General features: G+C 52.7%; 12 protein-coding genes. 1 reads left to right on the top strand and 11 read right to left on the bottom strand.

The genetic code is table 11. The features are described from left to right. Window position 1: 1 nt before the first annotated feature. The 10 genes from wcaK to wbaP form a co-directional block, all read right to left on the bottom strand. On the bottom strand, window positions 2-1,264 hold the full coding sequence (gene wcaK / locus QLG08_RS02025) for a colanic acid biosynthesis pyruvyl transferase WcaK (RefSeq protein WP_013026376.1): 1,263 nt from the start codon (window positions 1,262-1,264) through the stop codon (window positions 2-4). Window positions 1,265-1,414: 150 nt separating this feature from the next. Continuing rightward, the gene (locus tag QLG08_RS02020; protein ID WP_029570273.1) at window positions 1,415-3,625 is read right to left on the bottom strand and encodes a phage tailspike protein; all 2,211 of its coding nucleotides are present in this window, start codon (window positions 3,623-3,625) and stop codon (window positions 1,415-1,417) included. A gap of 86 nt (window positions 3,626-3,711) precedes the next feature. Next, window positions 3,712-4,746, bottom strand: a complete 1,035-nt coding sequence (locus QLG08_RS02015; protein WP_013026378.1) for a glycosyltransferase family 4 protein — start codon at window positions 4,744-4,746, stop codon at window positions 3,712-3,714. Window positions 4,747-4,791: 45 nt separating this feature from the next. Then, on the bottom strand, window positions 4,792-5,544 hold the full coding sequence (locus QLG08_RS02010) for a glycosyltransferase family 2 protein (RefSeq protein ID WP_014605450.1): 753 nt from the start codon (window positions 5,542-5,544) through the stop codon (window positions 4,792-4,794). An 81-nt stretch (window positions 5,545-5,625) separates the two neighbouring features. After that, window positions 5,626-6,543, bottom strand: coding sequence for a glycosyltransferase family 2 protein (locus tag QLG08_RS02005; RefSeq protein ID WP_014594081.1), 918 nt, complete (start codon window positions 6,541-6,543; stop codon window positions 5,626-5,628). A 129-nt stretch (window positions 6,544-6,672) separates the two neighbouring features. Then, window positions 6,673-7,809, bottom strand: coding sequence for an EpsG family protein (locus QLG08_RS02000; RefSeq protein ID WP_014594082.1), 1,137 nt, complete (start codon window positions 7,807-7,809; stop codon window positions 6,673-6,675). Window positions 7,810-8,064: 255 nt separating this feature from the next. Further along, window positions 8,065-10,242 carry a tyrosine-protein kinase Wzc gene (gene wzc / locus QLG08_RS01995; RefSeq protein WP_014594083.1) on the bottom strand — a complete coding sequence of 726 codons (2,178 nt, stop codon included), beginning with the start codon at window positions 10,240-10,242 and terminating at the stop codon, window positions 8,065-8,067. A 12-nt stretch (window positions 10,243-10,254) separates the two neighbouring features. Then, window positions 10,255-10,689, bottom strand: coding sequence for a protein-tyrosine-phosphatase (locus QLG08_RS01990; protein WP_013026383.1), 435 nt, complete (start codon window positions 10,687-10,689; stop codon window positions 10,255-10,257). Window positions 10,690-10,698: 9 nt separating this feature from the next. Then, on the bottom strand, window positions 10,699-11,838 hold the full coding sequence (locus QLG08_RS01985) for a polysaccharide export protein (RefSeq protein ID WP_013026384.1): 1,140 nt from the start codon (window positions 11,836-11,838) through the stop codon (window positions 10,699-10,701). A gap of 273 nt (window positions 11,839-12,111) precedes the next feature. Next, a complete protein-coding gene (gene wbaP / locus QLG08_RS01980) occupies window positions 12,112-13,545 on the bottom strand; it encodes an undecaprenyl-phosphate galactose phosphotransferase WbaP (RefSeq protein ID WP_013026385.1) in 1,434 nt (477 codons plus the stop codon). A gap of 777 nt (window positions 13,546-14,322) precedes the next feature. Here wbaP and QLG08_RS01975 point away from each other — a divergent pair. After that, window positions 14,323-15,900: a TerC family protein gene (locus QLG08_RS01975; protein WP_028715325.1), complete on the top strand. Its 1,578-nt coding sequence runs from the start codon at window positions 14,323-14,325 to the stop codon at window positions 15,898-15,900. Here the strand turns inward: QLG08_RS01975 and asmA are convergent. Continuing rightward, a complete protein-coding gene (asmA, locus tag QLG08_RS01970; protein ID WP_072138152.1) occupies window positions 15,897-17,720 on the bottom strand; it encodes an outer membrane assembly protein AsmA in 1,824 nt (607 codons plus the stop codon). The two genes, QLG08_RS01975 and asmA, sit on opposite strands and share 4 nt — an antisense overlap. Between the last annotated feature and the right edge of the window lie 3 nt (window positions 17,721-17,723).

Raw genomic sequence — 17,723 nt, 5'->3', positions numbered from 1 at the left:
ATCATCCTATTACGTTTAGAATCTCTTCAGTGATTCTGTTACCTACTTCCCTTTCATGCGCCACGGCGGTTTCGACGTTTTGCTTGATCGTGTCGTAGTCGGCCAGGATAGCCTGAACTTTATCAATCAGCGAACCGTCCATCAGGCTCTGAACATCGGTAGCCATTTGCGGCAGACCTAGCTGATTCATGACGCCCATGGATTTGTGTTCATAGTTGATGGCGACCGCTGGCGTACCAAAGTTCATTGAGATGATGGCAGAGTGCAGACGGGTTCCGATGGTCAGGTGACACTCGCTGAGGAGGACACCTAATTCGAGGTCATTAAATTCATCCATTACAACGTGGTAGTGCTCTGGCTGCTCAACGCGATCGCGCAAAGTGAGCGCCACCATACGGTCATCTTTGGCGTAGCTGTCGATGCCCGTACAGGTAGATAAGGCGACGACCTGATAACCGCTGGCGATCATGGCGTTGATCACGCGACCAAAGGCGGCTTCGTATTCCTGCTGCGTGACGCCCAGACGCTTATCAAACGGCGCCAGTTCACGGACCGTAATCGCGATGGTTTTGCGGGTGCGAATCACGCTCTGCCAGTGCTGCAGACTGTGGCTGGGGTTTTCAACGTGACGGGCACGTACCAGGAAGGCCGTATCCACACCGGGCATCACCTTTGAGCTGGTCACGCCATCGCGCTTCATCAGGTCAAGGCTAACGGACTCACGCAAGATAAGGCGGTCAACCCGGTCAAACACGAAGTTGGCCAGTTGATTAGTGCGGGCGTTCTGGAAAGGTCCAACGGAGTGGCCAATCAGGTAAAGCGGCTTCTTAGCCAGTAGCGCGCAGAGCGCATGGTCAAACTGGGTCACGCCATACAGATCGACAAAGAATGAACCGCCCACCTGAATGACCGCATCGTACTGCGCCAGACTTTCCGTGAAGGCTTTGAGGTGTGGCGGCACGGAGAAGGATTTGTAGGGTCCACCCTTGCCCAGATGCGCCATCATGATATTCGGCATCAGTCGGTTAGCGACTTTGCGTTTAACAGAGCCAATCAGGCCCTTACCCGAGGAGTTGTTGTGCAGGAATAGCTTATCCTGCTGAATATGTTGCTGAAGCAGATAACCGGAGCTGGTTGGATAACGGCTTATCACATCAATATCCACATCGTTGCGCGCGGCCTGAATTGAATCAATCAGTCCACGCAGAATCGCGCCATCCCCACGATTCCCACAGGTATGGTTACCCACCAATAAAATCTTCATAAAAACTCCGAATAATTTTTTCTAATTCTACCAACCGCCCAGTTCCGAAACGGGCAAAATGAATAGGGAGAAAAACAGCAAATAAAAATCCTGCACCAACATCCCAGATGCTGTTGGTGTTGGCTGCCGTATCAGGGCAGCCCTCTCTGACTACGATTTAATCGCAAAATACGGTAAGGCGACCTGCTTACCGTTAATAACGACAGACACGAATCCTTCAGGTTTGCTGGTATCCACCTTGTCATCAGACAACGCGCGGGAGGCCAGCAATAAATCCCCCTGCTCATTCGCGCCCACGCCCGCTTTACCGTTATGCAGGCTAAAGCGCTGCGGCGCGGCATGACTGCCGCTGTCCGGCGCAGCCTGGGTCATTTTGGCATCGACCCGCGCACAGCGGCCGGTGACAAAGCGATCTTTCGCCGTGCTCTTGATCATCACCGCTGCCGAAGGCGTCCAGCCTGCCAGCCTGATGAAAACCTGCGTGTCGGTATCGGTTTTAGCGACGTAGCGCACATCCACCACCGGACTGCTGCCTTCCGCCGACCAGCTGGCTTCAGCATGGTCTTTCTTGCGTTGAACGTGAATAACCGCCCGGCCGCCGGTGTTTTTCCCACTGATGAGGTTCATCAGCGGCTCACCGTCCGTGCCGTTATTGAACTGCGACTGTCCAAAAATTTCGATTTCCCACGAGTCGCCAACGGTGGGGGAATAAAGATTGCCCAGTTCAAACCACACGGCCTGATTGGTGTTGTTTTCCAACAGCCAGCGTGAGGTCAGATAGTTATATTTCAGGCTGCCATCGATCGCGACGCCGTAGGACTCAACGCGGGTCGATCCCATTTCCCAGGCGCTTAGCCAACGATCGCCCTGCTCTGAGTTGTCAATCCAGCTGCCGGATTGCAGGTTGGTCTGACGCGTATTCAGGCGGGAGTGCCAGGCAATCAGCGGGTTCTTGCAGTCCTCAAGGCTTAAGGCATCGATAATCCATTGACCGTTTGAGATATCGCCGGGATTATCACAGTGCTCAATCCAGCCGTTGTGAATCAGCGACTGGCTGCAGCGCGGCAGGTTGAGAACTTTGCCGCCTTTACAGTGCTGGGCGTTAAAGTTTGACAGCTCAATCGCCGTACTGTGGTCCCAGTTCCCCTTTTTCTGACCAGACCAGCCGGCCTGAATCACGTCGCCCGTACAGGCTGAGGCGTACCACTGGTCAATCTTACAATCCAGCGTATCCAGCAGGCTGAGCGCGGTGCCGCCAACCTGGTTGAAGCGCAGGCAGGCCCCACGGAAAAACTGTCCGCCCGGGCAGGTATTACGGAACAATCCCTGCTTATTGGGATGCGTATCCGTATTGCCGTTAAAAATCAGGTTAGAGATTTCCACCCAGCGGGCGCTGACCTCGAAAACAAACGGCGATTTGCCGTCGGAGACGATGCTGGTCGCCGGGAAATACCCAAAGTTGACCATCGCACCGGAGATGCGGAAGAAACGGCGCTGCTCCTCACCGAAGTTACAGGCGGAAACGAAGAACGTGCCCGCAGGGAACTGTACGCAGATAGGCTGATCGCTCTGCTGCGACCACTGGTACATCGCTTTAATCGCGGGCGCACTGTCGGTTTTGCCGTCGGCGATAGCGCCAAAGTCAAACAGCGAGAGTCGGTTATAGTCATCGACTACGCGACGCCAGTGAAAACCGTCGCCGCTGAAAATCACCCCCTGATCGTCCTGCGCCGGCTGGAAACTGCCGACGAATTCGCCGCCCCCCACTTCCAGGCCGGGGTGCCAGCTTTTGAGCTTGATCTTCGCGCCTTCAAACAGCGGTCGCGTCTTGCGCAGATCGTCCACCGAGGGGATCTCACCGATTAGCTGATAACCCGCAGGCTGTGCCAGACGCTGACTAAAGGCAGCCTGGCCCGGCTGGCTGACATCCGGAATGTTAAAGACCATCTGCCCGTTGCTGTCTTCCAGCGCCATAGAGTGAGACGGATTCGCGATCAGCGCCGCATTATCCTTTACAAACTGGTCAAAATTTCCCTTATTCAGGGTAATCGGCTGGGTGATTTGTGCCAGCTTGCCGCTGGCATCGCGCAGGAACACGGGGATCTGGTTACCCGCCTGGCTGGCATCGCTTCCCGATTTACCGATCCACAGTTTTCCCTGGAAGTTTTGCCAGAACTGCGGCGGCATCGCGTAGACATTTTCAGGCGTCAGAATCGGAACATCGCCTTTGGGTACCGCGCTTGCATCAACCGACTTGAGCGCCAGGCCAGTGTTTTTGGCCGCGTAGCTGGAAAAGGTGCTCACGGAGAGCGCGCCGACAAGGGCGGAGGCTGCGGTTTGCAAGACTTCTCTTCTTTTCATGCAATTAATCCCGTCGTCATGAAGGCCGTAAACTCAGCCATAAAAGGTGTCCCATGAGGCACATCAAAAGTGAGCGTCTTCAGCCCTTACACCAACGCCAGCCAGCTTTGTTTAATCTGTTTACCGTCAAACTTCAGCGCGGTTTGCTGGGTTTTTTCGCTCATGGCATAGAACAGTGCATCGTCGCTGGCCAGTTGTTCCATCCGCGCCAGAAATTCGCTTTTCTTGTTCATCGGCACCAGGAAACCGTCTTCGCCGTGATTAATAATCTCCTGTGGACCTGTCGGACAGTCATAGGCCACCACCGGCAGCGACCAGGATTTAGCTTCCAGGAGCACCAGCGGCAAACCTTCGTAACGGGAGGTCATCAGCGCCATATCGCTGTCGCGATAGTAATCGTTGATATTGCTGACCTTACCGACGAAATTCACGCTGGAGGTAATGCCCAGCACGGCTGCCTGATCCTGTAGTTGCTGGCGCAACTCACCGTCGCCGGCAATCACCAGCGTCCAGTCAGGATGCGCTCTGGAAAAGTCACGCCAGATATCCAGTAACAGGTCGAACCCTTTCTGATTGTCCAGACGGCCGACCGCCAGCGCCTGACGATGGCGCGTGGTACGGTGCCAGGATTTGTACACCACCGGATTAGGAATGGCCTGACTGGGGATGTGCCAGCGCTGAAAGACCTGATGATCTTTATCCGTCAGGACAATGACGCGGTCGTAGAAGCGCAGTAGCAGGAACTTGAGGAACTTAATGGGTTTACTGAAGGAGTTGATGGCAACGTGCTCACAGGCATAGGCCTTGAAGCGCTTCTTTTTCAGCGTCATCAGATTCCAGAAAGCAAACATCACGCTCAGACGACCCATGCTGATTAAAAACACGGTGTCGAAGCCTTCCTGCTGAATACGCGCCACGGCACGTTTGATGGGGTTACTTTCACCTTCGAAGCTGACGATCTGCTTGACCTTGTCGAAAGGGTAAAAGGGTTCGCCGTGCCCCTCCAGTGAGTAGATGGTGACCTCATGCGCATCACCAAGACATTCCGACATAAAGTTACAGATATTTTCGGTGCCCGCATACGAGTAAGCGTCTTTGATCACCAGGACGATTTTTTTCATGAAACGTTATCCACCTCAAATTTATACACAATCCTGCCGATCGGCTTAACGGTGTTTCAGGCTAAACAGCACACCATTCACCATATACCAGGCGTAATAGTAATAGATTTTTAACGGATTGTTTTTATAGATAATTCTTAATAGTTCGAGGTGCCATTTGGCGGCTTTGTTTTTATTACGCGAGAGGGAATTCCCTAACTCGTAATAATTCACCAGAATACTCTGAATTACGCGGGCCTGTTTGTAGCGATTAAAGAGTTCGTAGAGGAAAAGGAAGTCTTCGTGACCTTTTCGCTCAAATAAAATCCCGCCTGGCGGACGGCGGAAACAGACGGATGAGAAGCACACCCGATACTGCTTTTTGACATAGCTGTCCTGCTTAAGGTAAGGCTTTGTATAGCGAATATCGTGGTCAGCTTTGCGGGTTTTGTAATGGTATTCCGTGATGACCAGATTGTCCCCATCGGCGATAGCCTGCATCTGCTGGCGAAGCTTATCACTGTGCCATTCGTCATCGCTGTCAAGAAAAGCGATCACCTCTTCTTGCGAAGCACGTAATCCCACATTGCGGGTTTCGGCCGCGCCCATATTGACCGCATTGTCGAGAATCGTAATACGCGGGTCCTGGCACTGCTCGCGCACCCACGCGAGTGAATCATCGGTGGATTTATCGTTGATCAGATACAGGTGCCAGTCCTGATAGGTTTGATTGATGACGGACTGTACAGCGCGTAATACCGTCTCGCGGGCATTATACATAGGCATGACAATGCCGACGGTACCAGAGTGATTATTCATTTTCATACCTGAATAAATAAAATAGACGGGGCCACCAGATAACCTTCCGGTAGCGTTAAAACGTCACGACATTCAATAGAATCAGGAGAGTGCCTTTTCGCCACCCAACCGCGCTTTCAGTTTGTCTTTCACGCGGTTCAGGAAGTAGGTGCGATTATCTTTATTGGTGAGCAGGAAGTAGCGCGCGAAGCTGACGCTCGCCATCAGCGAGTTACCGTCCATTTTGTAGCGCAGGGGCAGCTTGAATGCTTTGTAGGTGTGAATATCTCGTGCGGTAAGGTGCGGTTTCATCGTATCCAGCCAGAACAGGGAGTACTTGACCGATTCACCTTTGTGTTTGGAGCCAAACTTCGTCACCAGGTGGTAGTTGGCCAGCGGGGCGGCGATCATTTCAAACCGGTAACCCATGCGGTCGGCACGGATGCAGAAGTCATAGTCCTGATGGCGGATAAAACGCGCATCGAACTGAATTTTAGCGGCATCTTCACGCTTCAGCACGATGGTGCTGGTTTGAATAAAGCCATAACAGCCAAACAGATACTCTGCGACAGTTTCGTTTTTTGCCGGAGGCTGCATCGGCATAACCTTCAGGAACGCACCGTCCTGATAGATATTTACCTGGCTGAAGATAATGGTATTGTGCTGACCCTGCGCCTCCAGCTCCGCAATCTTTTCACTGACCTGCAGAAGCTTGTCGGCATGCCACTCGTCATCGGCATCCAGAAAACTAACATAGTCGCCCGTTGCCAGCTCAATGCCTTTGTTACGCGCGCCGGCACCGTTGAGTTTCACCTCAGACAAGACCAGGTTGATGTCCAGGTCCTGATAGCGCTCACTGCGCACCACTTCCGCCAGCGCGGCGGCATCGGCAGATTTGTCATCCACGATGATGACTTCGAAATGGCGATACGTTTGTGCTTTAACGCAATCCAGCGTCGTGACAATCGATTCTGACGCGTTATAAGCCGGAATTACGATAGAGAAACGAATGTCCTTCATTGCCAGCACCTCATTAAAGTATTCAAAAATAAACAATTCAATCGACAAACGCCGAAGAAAAACCTGTGTTGTTACAGGCGACCGCCCCGCGAAGTGAAGCCGTTCACTGGGGGCGCGCCGCCGGGTCCGTTACCGAATCAGCCAGAACTCCTGGGCCACTTCGTACCCTACAACCGCCTGCTTGGTTGAGATGGTGTTGTAGTAGAGGTAATAGAGCAGGAAGAAAAACAGCATGCCAAACAGCGCCGGCTTCCAGACGCGTCTGGCCTGATAGATAAGCGAGGTCAGAATGATGGGTTCAACCTGTTGCAAATAGTTGGAAAGACGCGAACCTGACGGGAAGTTATACAGGAAGATGCGGATCGCCCCGCCGATAGCAAAACTTAAAATCAGCAAGTAGTTCAGACGATACTGGGCATAGTTTTCGCGCTTCAGTTCTTCAGTCAGCATGAAATAGAAGAAAATAAACACCAGCATGATGTTCTTCAGGTTCGAGACTGACAGGATGCTGCCATCCATTGCATAGGAGGGATCGTTGTTATAGCCCGATGCCCTTTCCCCCAGCGATCCGAGGTGTCCGGCAATCAGGGCGATGAAGCTTGAACCCCCGACGACCGAGAGCGGCAGGCTGACAACGATGATCACCACCGGCCACCAGCGCCAGTCACGAATAAACAGGAAAGGCACCAGCGTTATCACCATAACGGCGGTGTTGTGACTCATGAACGACAGGATAAAAAAGGTAAAGGCCCACCAGTAACGCTTCAGGTAGATCGTCCACAGCACGCCGAGGAACAGGGCGGAGCTTAAGCCAAAACGTATCTGATTGATGTCTTTGTTAATAAAGATGTGCGCCGAATACAGCGCCAGCGCCAGTACCGGATAAGGCGACATCTTTCTGAAAAAGAAGGCGTTAATGGATACCGCAATCGCACAGAAGACGAACAGAAACACGCTGGCGTTATGCGAAAACAGACTCGTTATCCACGCCATCGCAAAAATCAGCGGTTCGTAGCGGAAAAACGCGACGGTATTGAAAAAACCGTTGATCTGAATGCGCCGTACAAAGTCCTCAAAGAAACTGCGGTACTGGAAGTCATCCATGCCGGTGCCGAGGCCACGAATCCCCCCGAATACGATCAGAATAATGGCCGCAAAGCACAGCAGCCAGGTCAAAATATAATTTGTGCGTTCGTCTTTTTTCACCAGGATTTCGAACAGCGAAATCAGCAGCAAAAACCCTGATATATACCAATATGGAGCCATGGTGTGATTCCTTAAATCCACAAGTTCTCATGCCAACAGTGGCCTGTGCTGATTACCTTCCGGGTTGATCTCTCAGCAGGTCTGCGCCGACATCGCGACAGACAAAAGCGTGTTGATGATGAATTCTGATGATTGACGTTAGCTCGTCGCTTATTGTGCGTTGTATCCAGAATCACCTGTGCAAATCGTTACGTGTCGTTATCTTGAGCCAGGGATCAAAAGGGGCGGTCAAACCCGCCCCTTTTCTTTCAGCTCTTAGCTTTTCGTTGGTTTACCGTACTCGTAGTCGTAGTAGTCATAACCATAACCGTACGAGTTAGCCGCTTTACGTACCACGGCGTTCAGGATAACCCCTTTGATTTCGATACCGTTCTGCGCGAAGCGTTTGAAGCTGACATCCACTTCTTTTGTGGTGTTGGTTTCAAAACGCGCCACCATCAGCGAGGTACCGGCCAACTTACCGATGATGGACGCATCCGTTACGGCCAGAATCGGCGGTGTATCAATCAGGACTAAATCATAATTTTTGCTTGCCCACTCCAGCAGCTCACCCATGCGGCGGTGCATCAACAGCTCTGACGGGTTCGGTGGAACCTGTCCGCGCGGCAGGAAATCAAAACCGTATGGCCCTTGCTGAATCATGGTCGGCGTAAACTCGGTTTTGCCAGACAGGACGTTAGACAGACCGGATTTATTGTCCGCCCCCAGCAGTTCGTGGGTGTAACCGCGGCGCATGTCACCATCGATAAACAACACCTTCTGACCGGCCTTGGCCACCAGGGTAGCGAGGTTAACGCAGATAAAGGTTTTACCAATACCCGGGCTGGCGCCGGTGATCATCAGAATGTTGTTTTTCGCTTCCATCATGGCGAAGTGCAGGCTGGTACGCAGGCTACGAATCGCTTCAATAGAGAGGTCGGTTGGATTACCCAGTGCCAACAGCGTCTCATGCGGATCGGTTTTGCCTTTGTGACCGCGACGCGCCAGTGCTTCGGTATCCTTCTTACGCTGCCACTCAGAGAGCGGTACGCTGGCATAGACGTTCATGCCCAGCTCTTCCAGCTGTTCCGGGTTCTCGATTCCGTGATGCAACAGCGCTTTAAGCAGAACCACACCGACGGACACCATCAGCCCCAGAATCAGGCTGGCTGCGATGATCAGCAGCTTTTTCGGCGCAACCGGCGAGTTTGCCGTGGCGGCCTGATCGATGATGCGAACATCACCCACGGTGCTGGCCTTACTGATGCTCAGCTCTTGCTGGCGGTTCAGTAACTGCATGTAGATTTCCTGACCTGACTGCACATCGCGGGTCAGACGCAGAATCTCCTGCTGAGTTTTCGGCATCTGCGCAATTTTCTTGTTCAGCTGCGCCTGCTCATCTTCCAGCGTTTTACGCTTTTCTAACAGGGCCCGATAGGTAGGGTGATCTTTGGTGAACAGCTGCGAAACTTCGGCTTCGCGGAACGTCAGCTCGTTAAGCTGGCTCTGCACGCTAACGGATGAATCCAACGCAGACTTAGCTTCAAGCGACAGGTCAACGGACTCGTTCTCACGGCGGAAGGCGTTAAGTTTGTCTTCCGCCTGATCCAGTTTGCCACGCACTTCCGGCAGTTGCTGTTTCAGGAACTCCAGGCTTTTCTCGGCCTGTTCGGATTTACGCTGCACGTTCTGCAACAGGTAGTTATTCACGATCTGGTTCAGAACTTTGCTGATCTGCTCCTGATCTTCACCCACATACTGCAGTCCCAGTACGCCGGTGTCTTTCCCTTTGTCTGCAACGGTCAGGTTAGACAGGATGCTGTTAATTGCCTGCAGATCGTTGAGTTTGGTGACGGTAAACGTGGTGCCCGGCTCCGCATTGATATCGCTGACCAGCATGCTCACATCGCCGTGTTTTTCGAACTGCCCCACTTTGCCTTTGAACAGCTCATCGCCATCGGCAGAAACGGTATAGCTGTCTTTACCCGTAACCTCGAGCTCAACACTGCGCTTCTCGATCGTACGCGGAATCTCCAGACGGGAGATCGCAACATTGCCAGGCTTGTTGCCCATCAGGCGCGACAGACCTTTGCCGATAACCGGGAAATAGTTCTGTGAAACCACTGCATCCAGGCCAAGATCCTGAACGGTTTTTCCCAGCACCATGCGTGATTCAAGAATCTGGATTTCGGTATCCGATGCTGGCGTCGTGGGCATCAGCGTCTGTAATTCATTCAGGACGGTGCTGGTATTCTTCTGCTCCACCTGAACCATGGCATCGGCGCTGTAAATAGGCGTCGCAAACAGTGTGTAGAGCGTTGCTACCAGCATGAAAAAGGCGGTGACAGCGACGATAACCCAGCGGTGATCAATAAGCTGTCCCACAAGATGCGCCAGATCCCACCCATTCGATTCCTCGCGCGGCGCGGTCATGACTTTGTTTTTTATATTCATGGATAATCCCAACTATCGGCTTAGTACGCTGACCCATTTCTGAGTGGCGTGTTCCAGTAACCCGTAAACCTCTTCAAAGGCCTCACGGCTTTTTCTGTACGGATCCGCAATTTCCTTCTGATTGAGCCAGTGCCCAAGCAGCATCGTTTTGCCGCGTGCAGCCGGATCGATGCGGTTTACCTGTTCAATGTGGCGCTTTTCCATCACCAGAATCAGGTCATACTCCCGGCACAGGCTGGCCGTTAGCTGCTGAGCCTCATGACCTTCCAGCGATAAGCCTTTTTCGGCTGCCACCTCCGTCGCCGTTTTATCCGCCGCGTGCCCAACCAGGGCGCCGAGTCCGGCGGAGGCCACAGGCAGGTGCGGCAGCGCGCGTTTGAACAGGCGCTCTCCCGTAGGAGAGCGGCAGATGTTGCCTACGCAGACGACTAACACGGACTTAATCATGGCGAAACCTTAGTTCGACCAGTTGCGGATGCGCTGTGCAGCCTGCGTCGCATCGTTAACACCGGCTATGGTTGGTATCAACTGCGATATCACGCGGTTCCAACGCGTCAGCGGCGTCGATGTCACGTAGACGATATCGTAAGGTTCAAGTTGGAATTCGGTACCCATCACCATGGATGCCGCATCTTTGGTATTCAGCTGGTAGATATTGGCGATTTTGCTGCGATCGGAGCCGCGCGTCGGTCGGATAACAAAGACCCCGGTCGCGTCGGACGTGGTTTGATCCATGCCTGCCGCATTACCCAGCGCTTCAGCCAGGGTCATACCGCTGCGGTCCATTTTCAGGGTGGCCTGCTGTTTCACTTCGCCCATGACAAACACTTTCAGGTCGTCGTTACGCGGCACATACAGGATGTCACCCGGATAAAGCAGGTGGTTCTGGCTCAGATCGCCGTTCTGCATCAGGGCCTGCAGTGACACGCGCTGCTCACGGCCGTTGTGGGTCAGGATAACGTTGCGCCAGTCTGCGTCCGCCGCTAAGCCGCCCGCTGCGTTAATCGCATCCAGGATGGTCAGCGGTACGTTGGTGATAGGCTGCTGGCCTGAGGTCGTCACGGCACCGGTCACGTAAGTCTTCTGTGACTTAAACGAGGCAATGCTGACGTCAACCTGGGGGCTTTCGATGTACTGCGCCAGACGACGCGCCACTTCATTACGCACGTCACCTACGGTACGGCCGGCAACACGGACGCGGCCGATGTAAGGATAGAAAATCGTGCCGTCAGAATGGACCCAGTTACCGGTGTCACTGGCGCTACGGTACTGACCGGCAGGCGTGGTGAGTTCGGGGTGATCCCACACGGTGACGGTGAGAACATCACCGATGCCGATGCGGTATTCGTAGTTCTGAATTTCGGTTTGTAACGACGGATTAGCCTGTGCCACAAGTGGCTTAGGACGCATTTTCTCCACCAGGCCTGGCGTTAACGGATAAACGTTAACGTACTTGTCGATGTCAAAATTGCTGTCCTGCTGCTCAATGACATCTTTTCCCGAAGTGGATAAATTTTGCCCCGGCACGACAGTACACCCGGCCATAAAAGTTGCAGATACCAGAACAGGTATCATCTTCATTTTCATTGTAATCATTTAGATCTTCGCTATCAGTTAATGTTTGATAGAGGCGAATACGCCGCTGTGTAAGCGCTCGAAAAAAGTAAGCTATCCTGACTCAGGCCCTGAACATGTCGTTCATTATTCTTAGCTCCTGTCTTGTACCCATCACGCGCTTTACCCGGAACGGAATAAAGCAAAGCAGAACATTTCGGTTTATCAATGCCGTACCGCTTTTTTTTAGAGAAATCTGCCCGCCGGAACCTGAAGTGGCACTTCGGCGCGCGGCTGACAGAAGCTCTTTTGCGGCTAGTAAGCACCATCACGTTTCAAAACCACACCCACGGTTTTGAACAAAATTGCAATGTCGTTCCACAGCGACCAGTTTTTTACATACCATGAGTCGAAGTAGACGCGCGTTTCATAATCCACATCGTTACGGCCGCTCACCTGCCACAATCCGGTCATACCCGGTTTTGCCATCAGGTAGTAATCGACATCGCCCGCATAACGCGCCAGTTCGTCTTCAATAACCGGGCGCGGCCCGACCAGGCTCATGTCGCCGCGTACGACGTTCCACAACTGCGGCAGCTCATCAAGGCTGGTTTTACGAATAAAGTGACCGACTTTAGTAATACGGGGATCGTTTTTGAGTTTAAAATCTTTATCCCATTCAGCACGGGCAACCGGATCGGTTCGCAAGACTTCCTCAAGCACTTCTTTCGAGTTGATCACCATTGAACGGAACTTAAGGCATTTAAATTTACGCCCGTTCAGGCCGACGCGTTCGTGACCATAAATAGGCGGCCCGCCATCACGTCCCACAAGGAATCCCAGCACTAGCAGCGCCGGTAACAGCATCAAAATGATGGAGAGTGCCCCGAAGATATCGAACGTGCGCTTCAGGAAGCGTGAGGTGCGTTTGGCCAGGTTATTCTGAACACGCAGGATCATGACTTCATGGCTGAAGATATAAGCCATGTCAGTGCCGTACAGCGGCACCCCACGTAAGGTAGGAATCACTGAAACAGAGCGGCAGTTATGCATCGCCAGCGATTTCAGCCACATGTCACGATACTGACTTTGCTCAAACTCAACCGCCACAATGAACTGGGTTTCACTGTTAGTGAGCCTCCACAGCGCCTGCTCGTCGCGCAGCACCGGAATACCCGAAATCAGCTCTTGTGGGCAGGATCCGTCCACGTCATAGAAGGCAATAACCTCAAAGCCCATAACCTCTTCGCTTTGCAGAGCCTCCCACGCTTCCTGGGCATTTTTATTGCTGCCAATAATGATGGTCTGCTTCTTCCACAGGCCGTATTTATTCAGCAGGCGTTTGGACAGTGCGCGGCACACCGGCATTGCCACCAGGGCGATAAGCCACGTTAACAGCCAGACAAAGCGCGACATCTGCCATTGAGACAGGGCCGTGATCGACAGTTCAATGACGGAAAAAATGAGAATGGTACGAAAAATTTCTTTTAATTCGAACCAAAACGGTTTGCGGTAGGTGTAATGGCGCAGTCTGACCCAAAACCAGCCCACGCAAATTACTGACAGACAGATGTGTGTAGCAACTTTTAAATTAAATTCCCGATCAGACATATCCGATAACAGTGAAGGAGATGTCATATTAATTAGCATCATCGCGATAAATAATGCCGCGTTGAAACATATTAAATCAGAACAAGCCAATAATAATTTGGTGATAAGACTTTTAAACGTAAATTCATTATCGCGCATATTTAACTCTTTATTTTATTTCCTTAACCCACCACACCAGACGCTTAAGTAACCAGCATTGTCTCTTAAGCCCGAGCGTTTCTGAGGGGAGCTCCTGCGGCATTTACGCCATTGCCATTGACTATGAAACCAATAATACCGTGCACAATACCAACAGATTACTCTGACTTTATCAGCAATGTGCTGATTAAATATCAAACCGAAGCGGTGACGCAGACACGCTACCGCCCTTGGCTGTCGCTGCCAATACCGCCCTGATAACCTCTGTTTCTCCCTGCGCCGCGCGCGATTGCGCACAAAGCGTCCTTGTGCAGAATGCGTTGACATTCTGCTGCGTACCGAGGCGGTTGATTGCGCAAATTACAGATTCGGGCGCAGGCGTTGTCTAACTCGTTGCTATACTAGTTATTACTGGCATGTTTACAAGTAGACCCCGCCATCCCCGGACTATTTTAGGAAAAAGACTACCAGTAATAAGTATTGAAGCCGCTCATTTTCAGCTTTCAGGTAGGAAAAAATCAGATTTATTCCATGTTCGCACCAGGAATAATCGCATAAGAAATTCCTCTGAATGAGAAATACGGTGACATTAATCTGCAACCTTTATGCGCTACCTTCACCGCCGCATTAATCAATCTGCTGAAGAATTATCCTGTAATTAATGTATGGGCTATTCAATTAAATCGTAAAGACCCTGTAAGCTCGCTATTTGTCCCAAGGCCATCTCTCCACTATCATCAGACAAAGCTTATTTTTAGACATTCAGGTGAATAAAGCATGCTGGAGGTATTGGCCGATCCCTCGCTATGGGCAGGATTAGTAACGCTAATCGTTCTTGAACTGGTACTGGGTATCGATAACCTGGTCTTTATCGCTATTCTGGTCGAGAAGCTGCCGGCAGCCGCACGCGACCGCGCGCGGGTGATTGGCCTGCTGATGGCGCTGGTGTGCCGACTGCTGCTGTTAGCCTCCCTGTCCTGGCTGGTCACGCTGACGCAGCCATTGATTACGCTGGCTAATCACGCCTTCAGCGCGCGCGACCTGCTGCTGCTGTTTGGCGGACTGTTTTTGCTGTTCAAAGCGACAACCGAATTGAACGAACGGCTCGAAGGGGAGGACGAGGAGAACGCTCAACAAAAAGGCGGCGCTAAATTCTGGCCTGTCGTGGCGCAAATCGTGGTGTTGGACGCGATTTTTTCGCTGGATGCGGTGATTACTGCCGTCGGTATGGTAAACGACCTGCCGGTCATGATGGTGGCGGTTACCGTGGCGATTTTATTGATGCTGCTCGCCAGTAAACCCCTTACCCGTTTCGTCAACAGTCACCCGACCATCGTTATTCTGTGCCTGAGCTTTTTACTGATGATTGGCTTTAGTCTGGTGGCTGAAGGCTTTGGCTTTGTTATTCCTAAAGGCTATCTCTATGCGGCGATCGGTTTCTCCGTGCTAATCGAAGCCCTGAACCAGCTGGCACAGTTTAACCGGCGCAAGGTGCTGTCGGCGGGTCGTCCGTTACGCCAGCGCACTGCCGAAGCGGTATTACGTCTGTTACGTGGCGAAGCCGAACAGGCGGAACTGGATGCAAAAACTTCGTCAATGATTGCCGATGGAGAGGCTGTCGCGCTGTTTAATCGCCAGGAGCGCGTGATGATCGCCAGAGTGATGGGGCTTGGGCAGCGTCATGTCAACACCATCATGACGACGCGTCACGATGTTCAGCACATTGATTTAAGCGACGATCCGGCGGAGATCATGGCTAACCTTGATCGTAATCAGCATACGCGCATCGTTGTTACGGACAACAGCAAAGAGCCGCTCGGCATTGTGCATGTTAACGATCTGCTCCATCAGTCACTGCATCACCACTCCCTTGATTTACGCAGCCTGATTCGTCAGCCCCTGGTGTTCCACGAGCACATCACCTTGTTACAAGCGCTGGAGCTGTTTCGTCAGGGTCACACACATTTTGCATTTGTGGTCGATGAGTTTGGTTCGGTAGAGGGCGTGGTCACGTTGAGCGACTTAATGGAAACCATTGCGGGAAATCTGCCAAATGAAGCAGGCGAAACCGATGCCCGCTATGATATCCAGCCTAACGGGTCGGGTGGCTGGATTGCCAATGGCCAAATGCCGCTGGAGGATCTGGCGATGTACGTGACGTTACCGCTGGATGAGAAGCGTAATTATCATACGCTGGCCGGATTAGTGATGGATCGCCTGCAGAATATTCCCCAGGAAGGTGAAGAGATCCTCCTTGGGGATTACCGCTTACGTACTCTGCAGGTTGAACAGCACCGGGTTCAGAAGGTTGAAATTCTGCCGCAGCCTGACATGCAACAGCATGCCGCGCCTTAAGGGCGTGCCGAATCTGGCTGCGTGGCGTTATTTCCTTTTAATTGCTGACGATCAAGCCACTGATTCAGGCGCGATTTCGCCTCATTCTGCAGCTTCTCGCGCAGCATATCGTCAACCGGGAGCGTATATTGCGGATTCTCCCAACTGCCGTAAAGGCGAAACGGGATCACCTGATCGGATAAGGCCGCAACCAGTTTTTCATCCCCGTGCCAGCCGCTCAGCGTCAGGCCCAATGTAACGTCTAACTGCTGCTGCACCATGTTGACGCTCCCATCGCCACGTAACGTCAGCTGCTTGCTTTCGCCGCTGAGATGGTTAAAGGACAGGAGGCCGTTCTTCAGCGCAAGCTGACCGCTGATGTGATCGATTCCCTGTCCCAATACCTGATCGTCGCTGCTGACGCGATCGCTCACGCGCGCCACCGCGCGACGGACCATCTGCTGTAAGTCAATTTGCGCCAGTTTCAGATGGCTCACACGGACATCCGCCTTGCCCTGCCAGCTCTGTTTCGCGTCCTCAAGGGTGAGGTTATCACCGGCCAACTCGCCGTTAAGATCAAGGGTTCCCTGCAGCGACTGAGGCAGGGCCAACGCCTTCAGTAATGGCTGAAGATCAACCTGACTCAACACGGGTTTGAAACTGACGTGCGTAACGGGCTGACGAATATCAATGCTGCCGGGAACGGAGAAACGCCCCTGCCCCACCGTTCCTGACAAGGTATTAAATGTCATCAGTCCCTGTTGGTTGACCGCATCCACAGCCAGTTTTGAGAGCGTAAGACCTCGCCAGACCGCGCTGTCCGCCTGCAGTTTTATGTCCAGATCGATATCGTTGAGCGGCGAGTCCGCATTGGTGGGTTCGCGCTGGTCTGCAATCACCGGCGCAGGGGCAATCTGGCTGCTTTGTCCACTCACCTGCTGAGTTAACGAAGAGATAAAAAGCAGGTTATCCATATCCAGTGAGGTCGCATGAAGATCCAGAGACAGCTTTTGCGGAGCCGTAAGATCGCCCTGCGCGCTGCCGCTGAGAACACTGTCGTTGGCGTTAAGCTTAAGATCGGACAGGGCAACGGTATTTCTGTCGCCATTCCAGTTTCCCTGGAAGCTCAGCGTACCTTTAATGCCCTGCGGTGGCAGGCTGGCCCCGGACAACGCGTAATCCAGTTGTTCGAGCTGACCACTGAGCTGATGGGGATACTGCGATTTATCAAATTGCCCCTTCAGATTGATCATCGCCGTGCGCTGGTTGCGTGTCAGGCTGGTGCTGAGATTGATTGTTGCCAGGCTCGACTGATCCTGCTCCATATTCAGGTTGAGATTACGGAAGGTGAACGCATCGCCGCCAGGCTGTTGCCAGATAAACAGGCTGTCCATCAGCTGGAGTTTGCCGATATCGAAAGACCATCGGTCTGAAGATGCAGGCTCGCTGTTGTGCGGACCGCGCGGGGCATTTTGCGGTACCTGCGCCGTGCTGTCTGGCGTGACCCGCACCACCGCGTTTTTCAGCATCACCTGGCTCACGCTCAGCTGATGTGATAGCAAGGGCAGAAGATTCACATCCAGCCGCATATTGTCTGCAGAGACCACGGGCTGGGCTGCACCGGGCGCGGTCAGGCTCATGCGCCCGGCCAGAATGCTGAGTTTAGGCCAGACGTGCCAACGCAAATCGCCATTGATAGTGAGTTGATAACCGCTGCGCTGTTCGACCTGTTGCACCATATAGCTGCGAAAGTCGTTGGGGTTGACCAGCATAACCAGGGCTGTTAATCCCGCTACGACCACCACCAGTAAGATGGCCAGCGTGGTTATCACTCTTCTCATCAC

Origin of the sequence: Pantoea sp. V106_11 (genome assembly GCF_029967885.1) — a bacterium.
GTDB lineage: Bacteria > Pseudomonadota > Gammaproteobacteria > Enterobacterales > Enterobacteriaceae > Pantoea > Pantoea ananatis.
The sequence above is the reverse complement of the archived record's forward strand: the minus strand, read 5'-3'. Positions and strand labels throughout refer to the sequence as shown.

Excerpts from the sequence above, each read along its gene's own strand:
- wcaK (WP_013026376.1), bottom strand. The coding sequence starts at position 1,264 with ATGAAGATTTTATTGGTGGGTAACCATACCTGTGGGAATCGTGGGGAT.
- QLG08_RS02020 (WP_029570273.1), bottom strand. The coding sequence starts at position 3,625 with ATGAAAAGAAGAGAAGTCTTGCAAACCGCAGCCTCCGCCCTTGTCGGC.
- QLG08_RS02015 (WP_013026378.1), bottom strand. The coding sequence starts at position 4,746 with ATGAAAAAAATCGTCCTGGTGATCAAAGACGCTTACTCGTATGCGGGC.
- QLG08_RS02010 (WP_014605450.1), bottom strand. The coding sequence starts at position 5,544 with ATGAATAATCACTCTGGTACCGTCGGCATTGTCATGCCTATGTATAAT.
- QLG08_RS02005 (WP_014594081.1), bottom strand. The coding sequence starts at position 6,543 with ATGAAGGACATTCGTTTCTCTATCGTAATTCCGGCTTATAACGCGTCA.
- QLG08_RS02000 (WP_014594082.1), bottom strand. The coding sequence starts at position 7,809 with ATGGCTCCATATTGGTATATATCAGGGTTTTTGCTGCTGATTTCGCTG.
- wzc (WP_014594083.1), bottom strand. The coding sequence starts at position 10,242 with ATGAATATAAAAAACAAAGTCATGACCGCGCCGCGCGAGGAATCGAAT.
- QLG08_RS01990 (WP_013026383.1), bottom strand. The coding sequence starts at position 10,689 with ATGATTAAGTCCGTGTTAGTCGTCTGCGTAGGCAACATCTGCCGCTCT.
- QLG08_RS01985 (WP_013026384.1), bottom strand. The coding sequence starts at position 11,838 with ATGATTACAATGAAAATGAAGATGATACCTGTTCTGGTATCTGCAACT.
- wbaP (WP_013026385.1), bottom strand. The coding sequence starts at position 13,545 with ATGCGCGATAATGAATTTACGTTTAAAAGTCTTATCACCAAATTATTA.
- QLG08_RS01975 (WP_028715325.1), top strand. The coding sequence starts at position 14,323 with ATGCTGGAGGTATTGGCCGATCCCTCGCTATGGGCAGGATTAGTAACG.
- asmA (WP_072138152.1), bottom strand. The coding sequence starts at position 17,720 with ATGAGAAGAGTGATAACCACGCTGGCCATCTTACTGGTGGTGGTCGTA.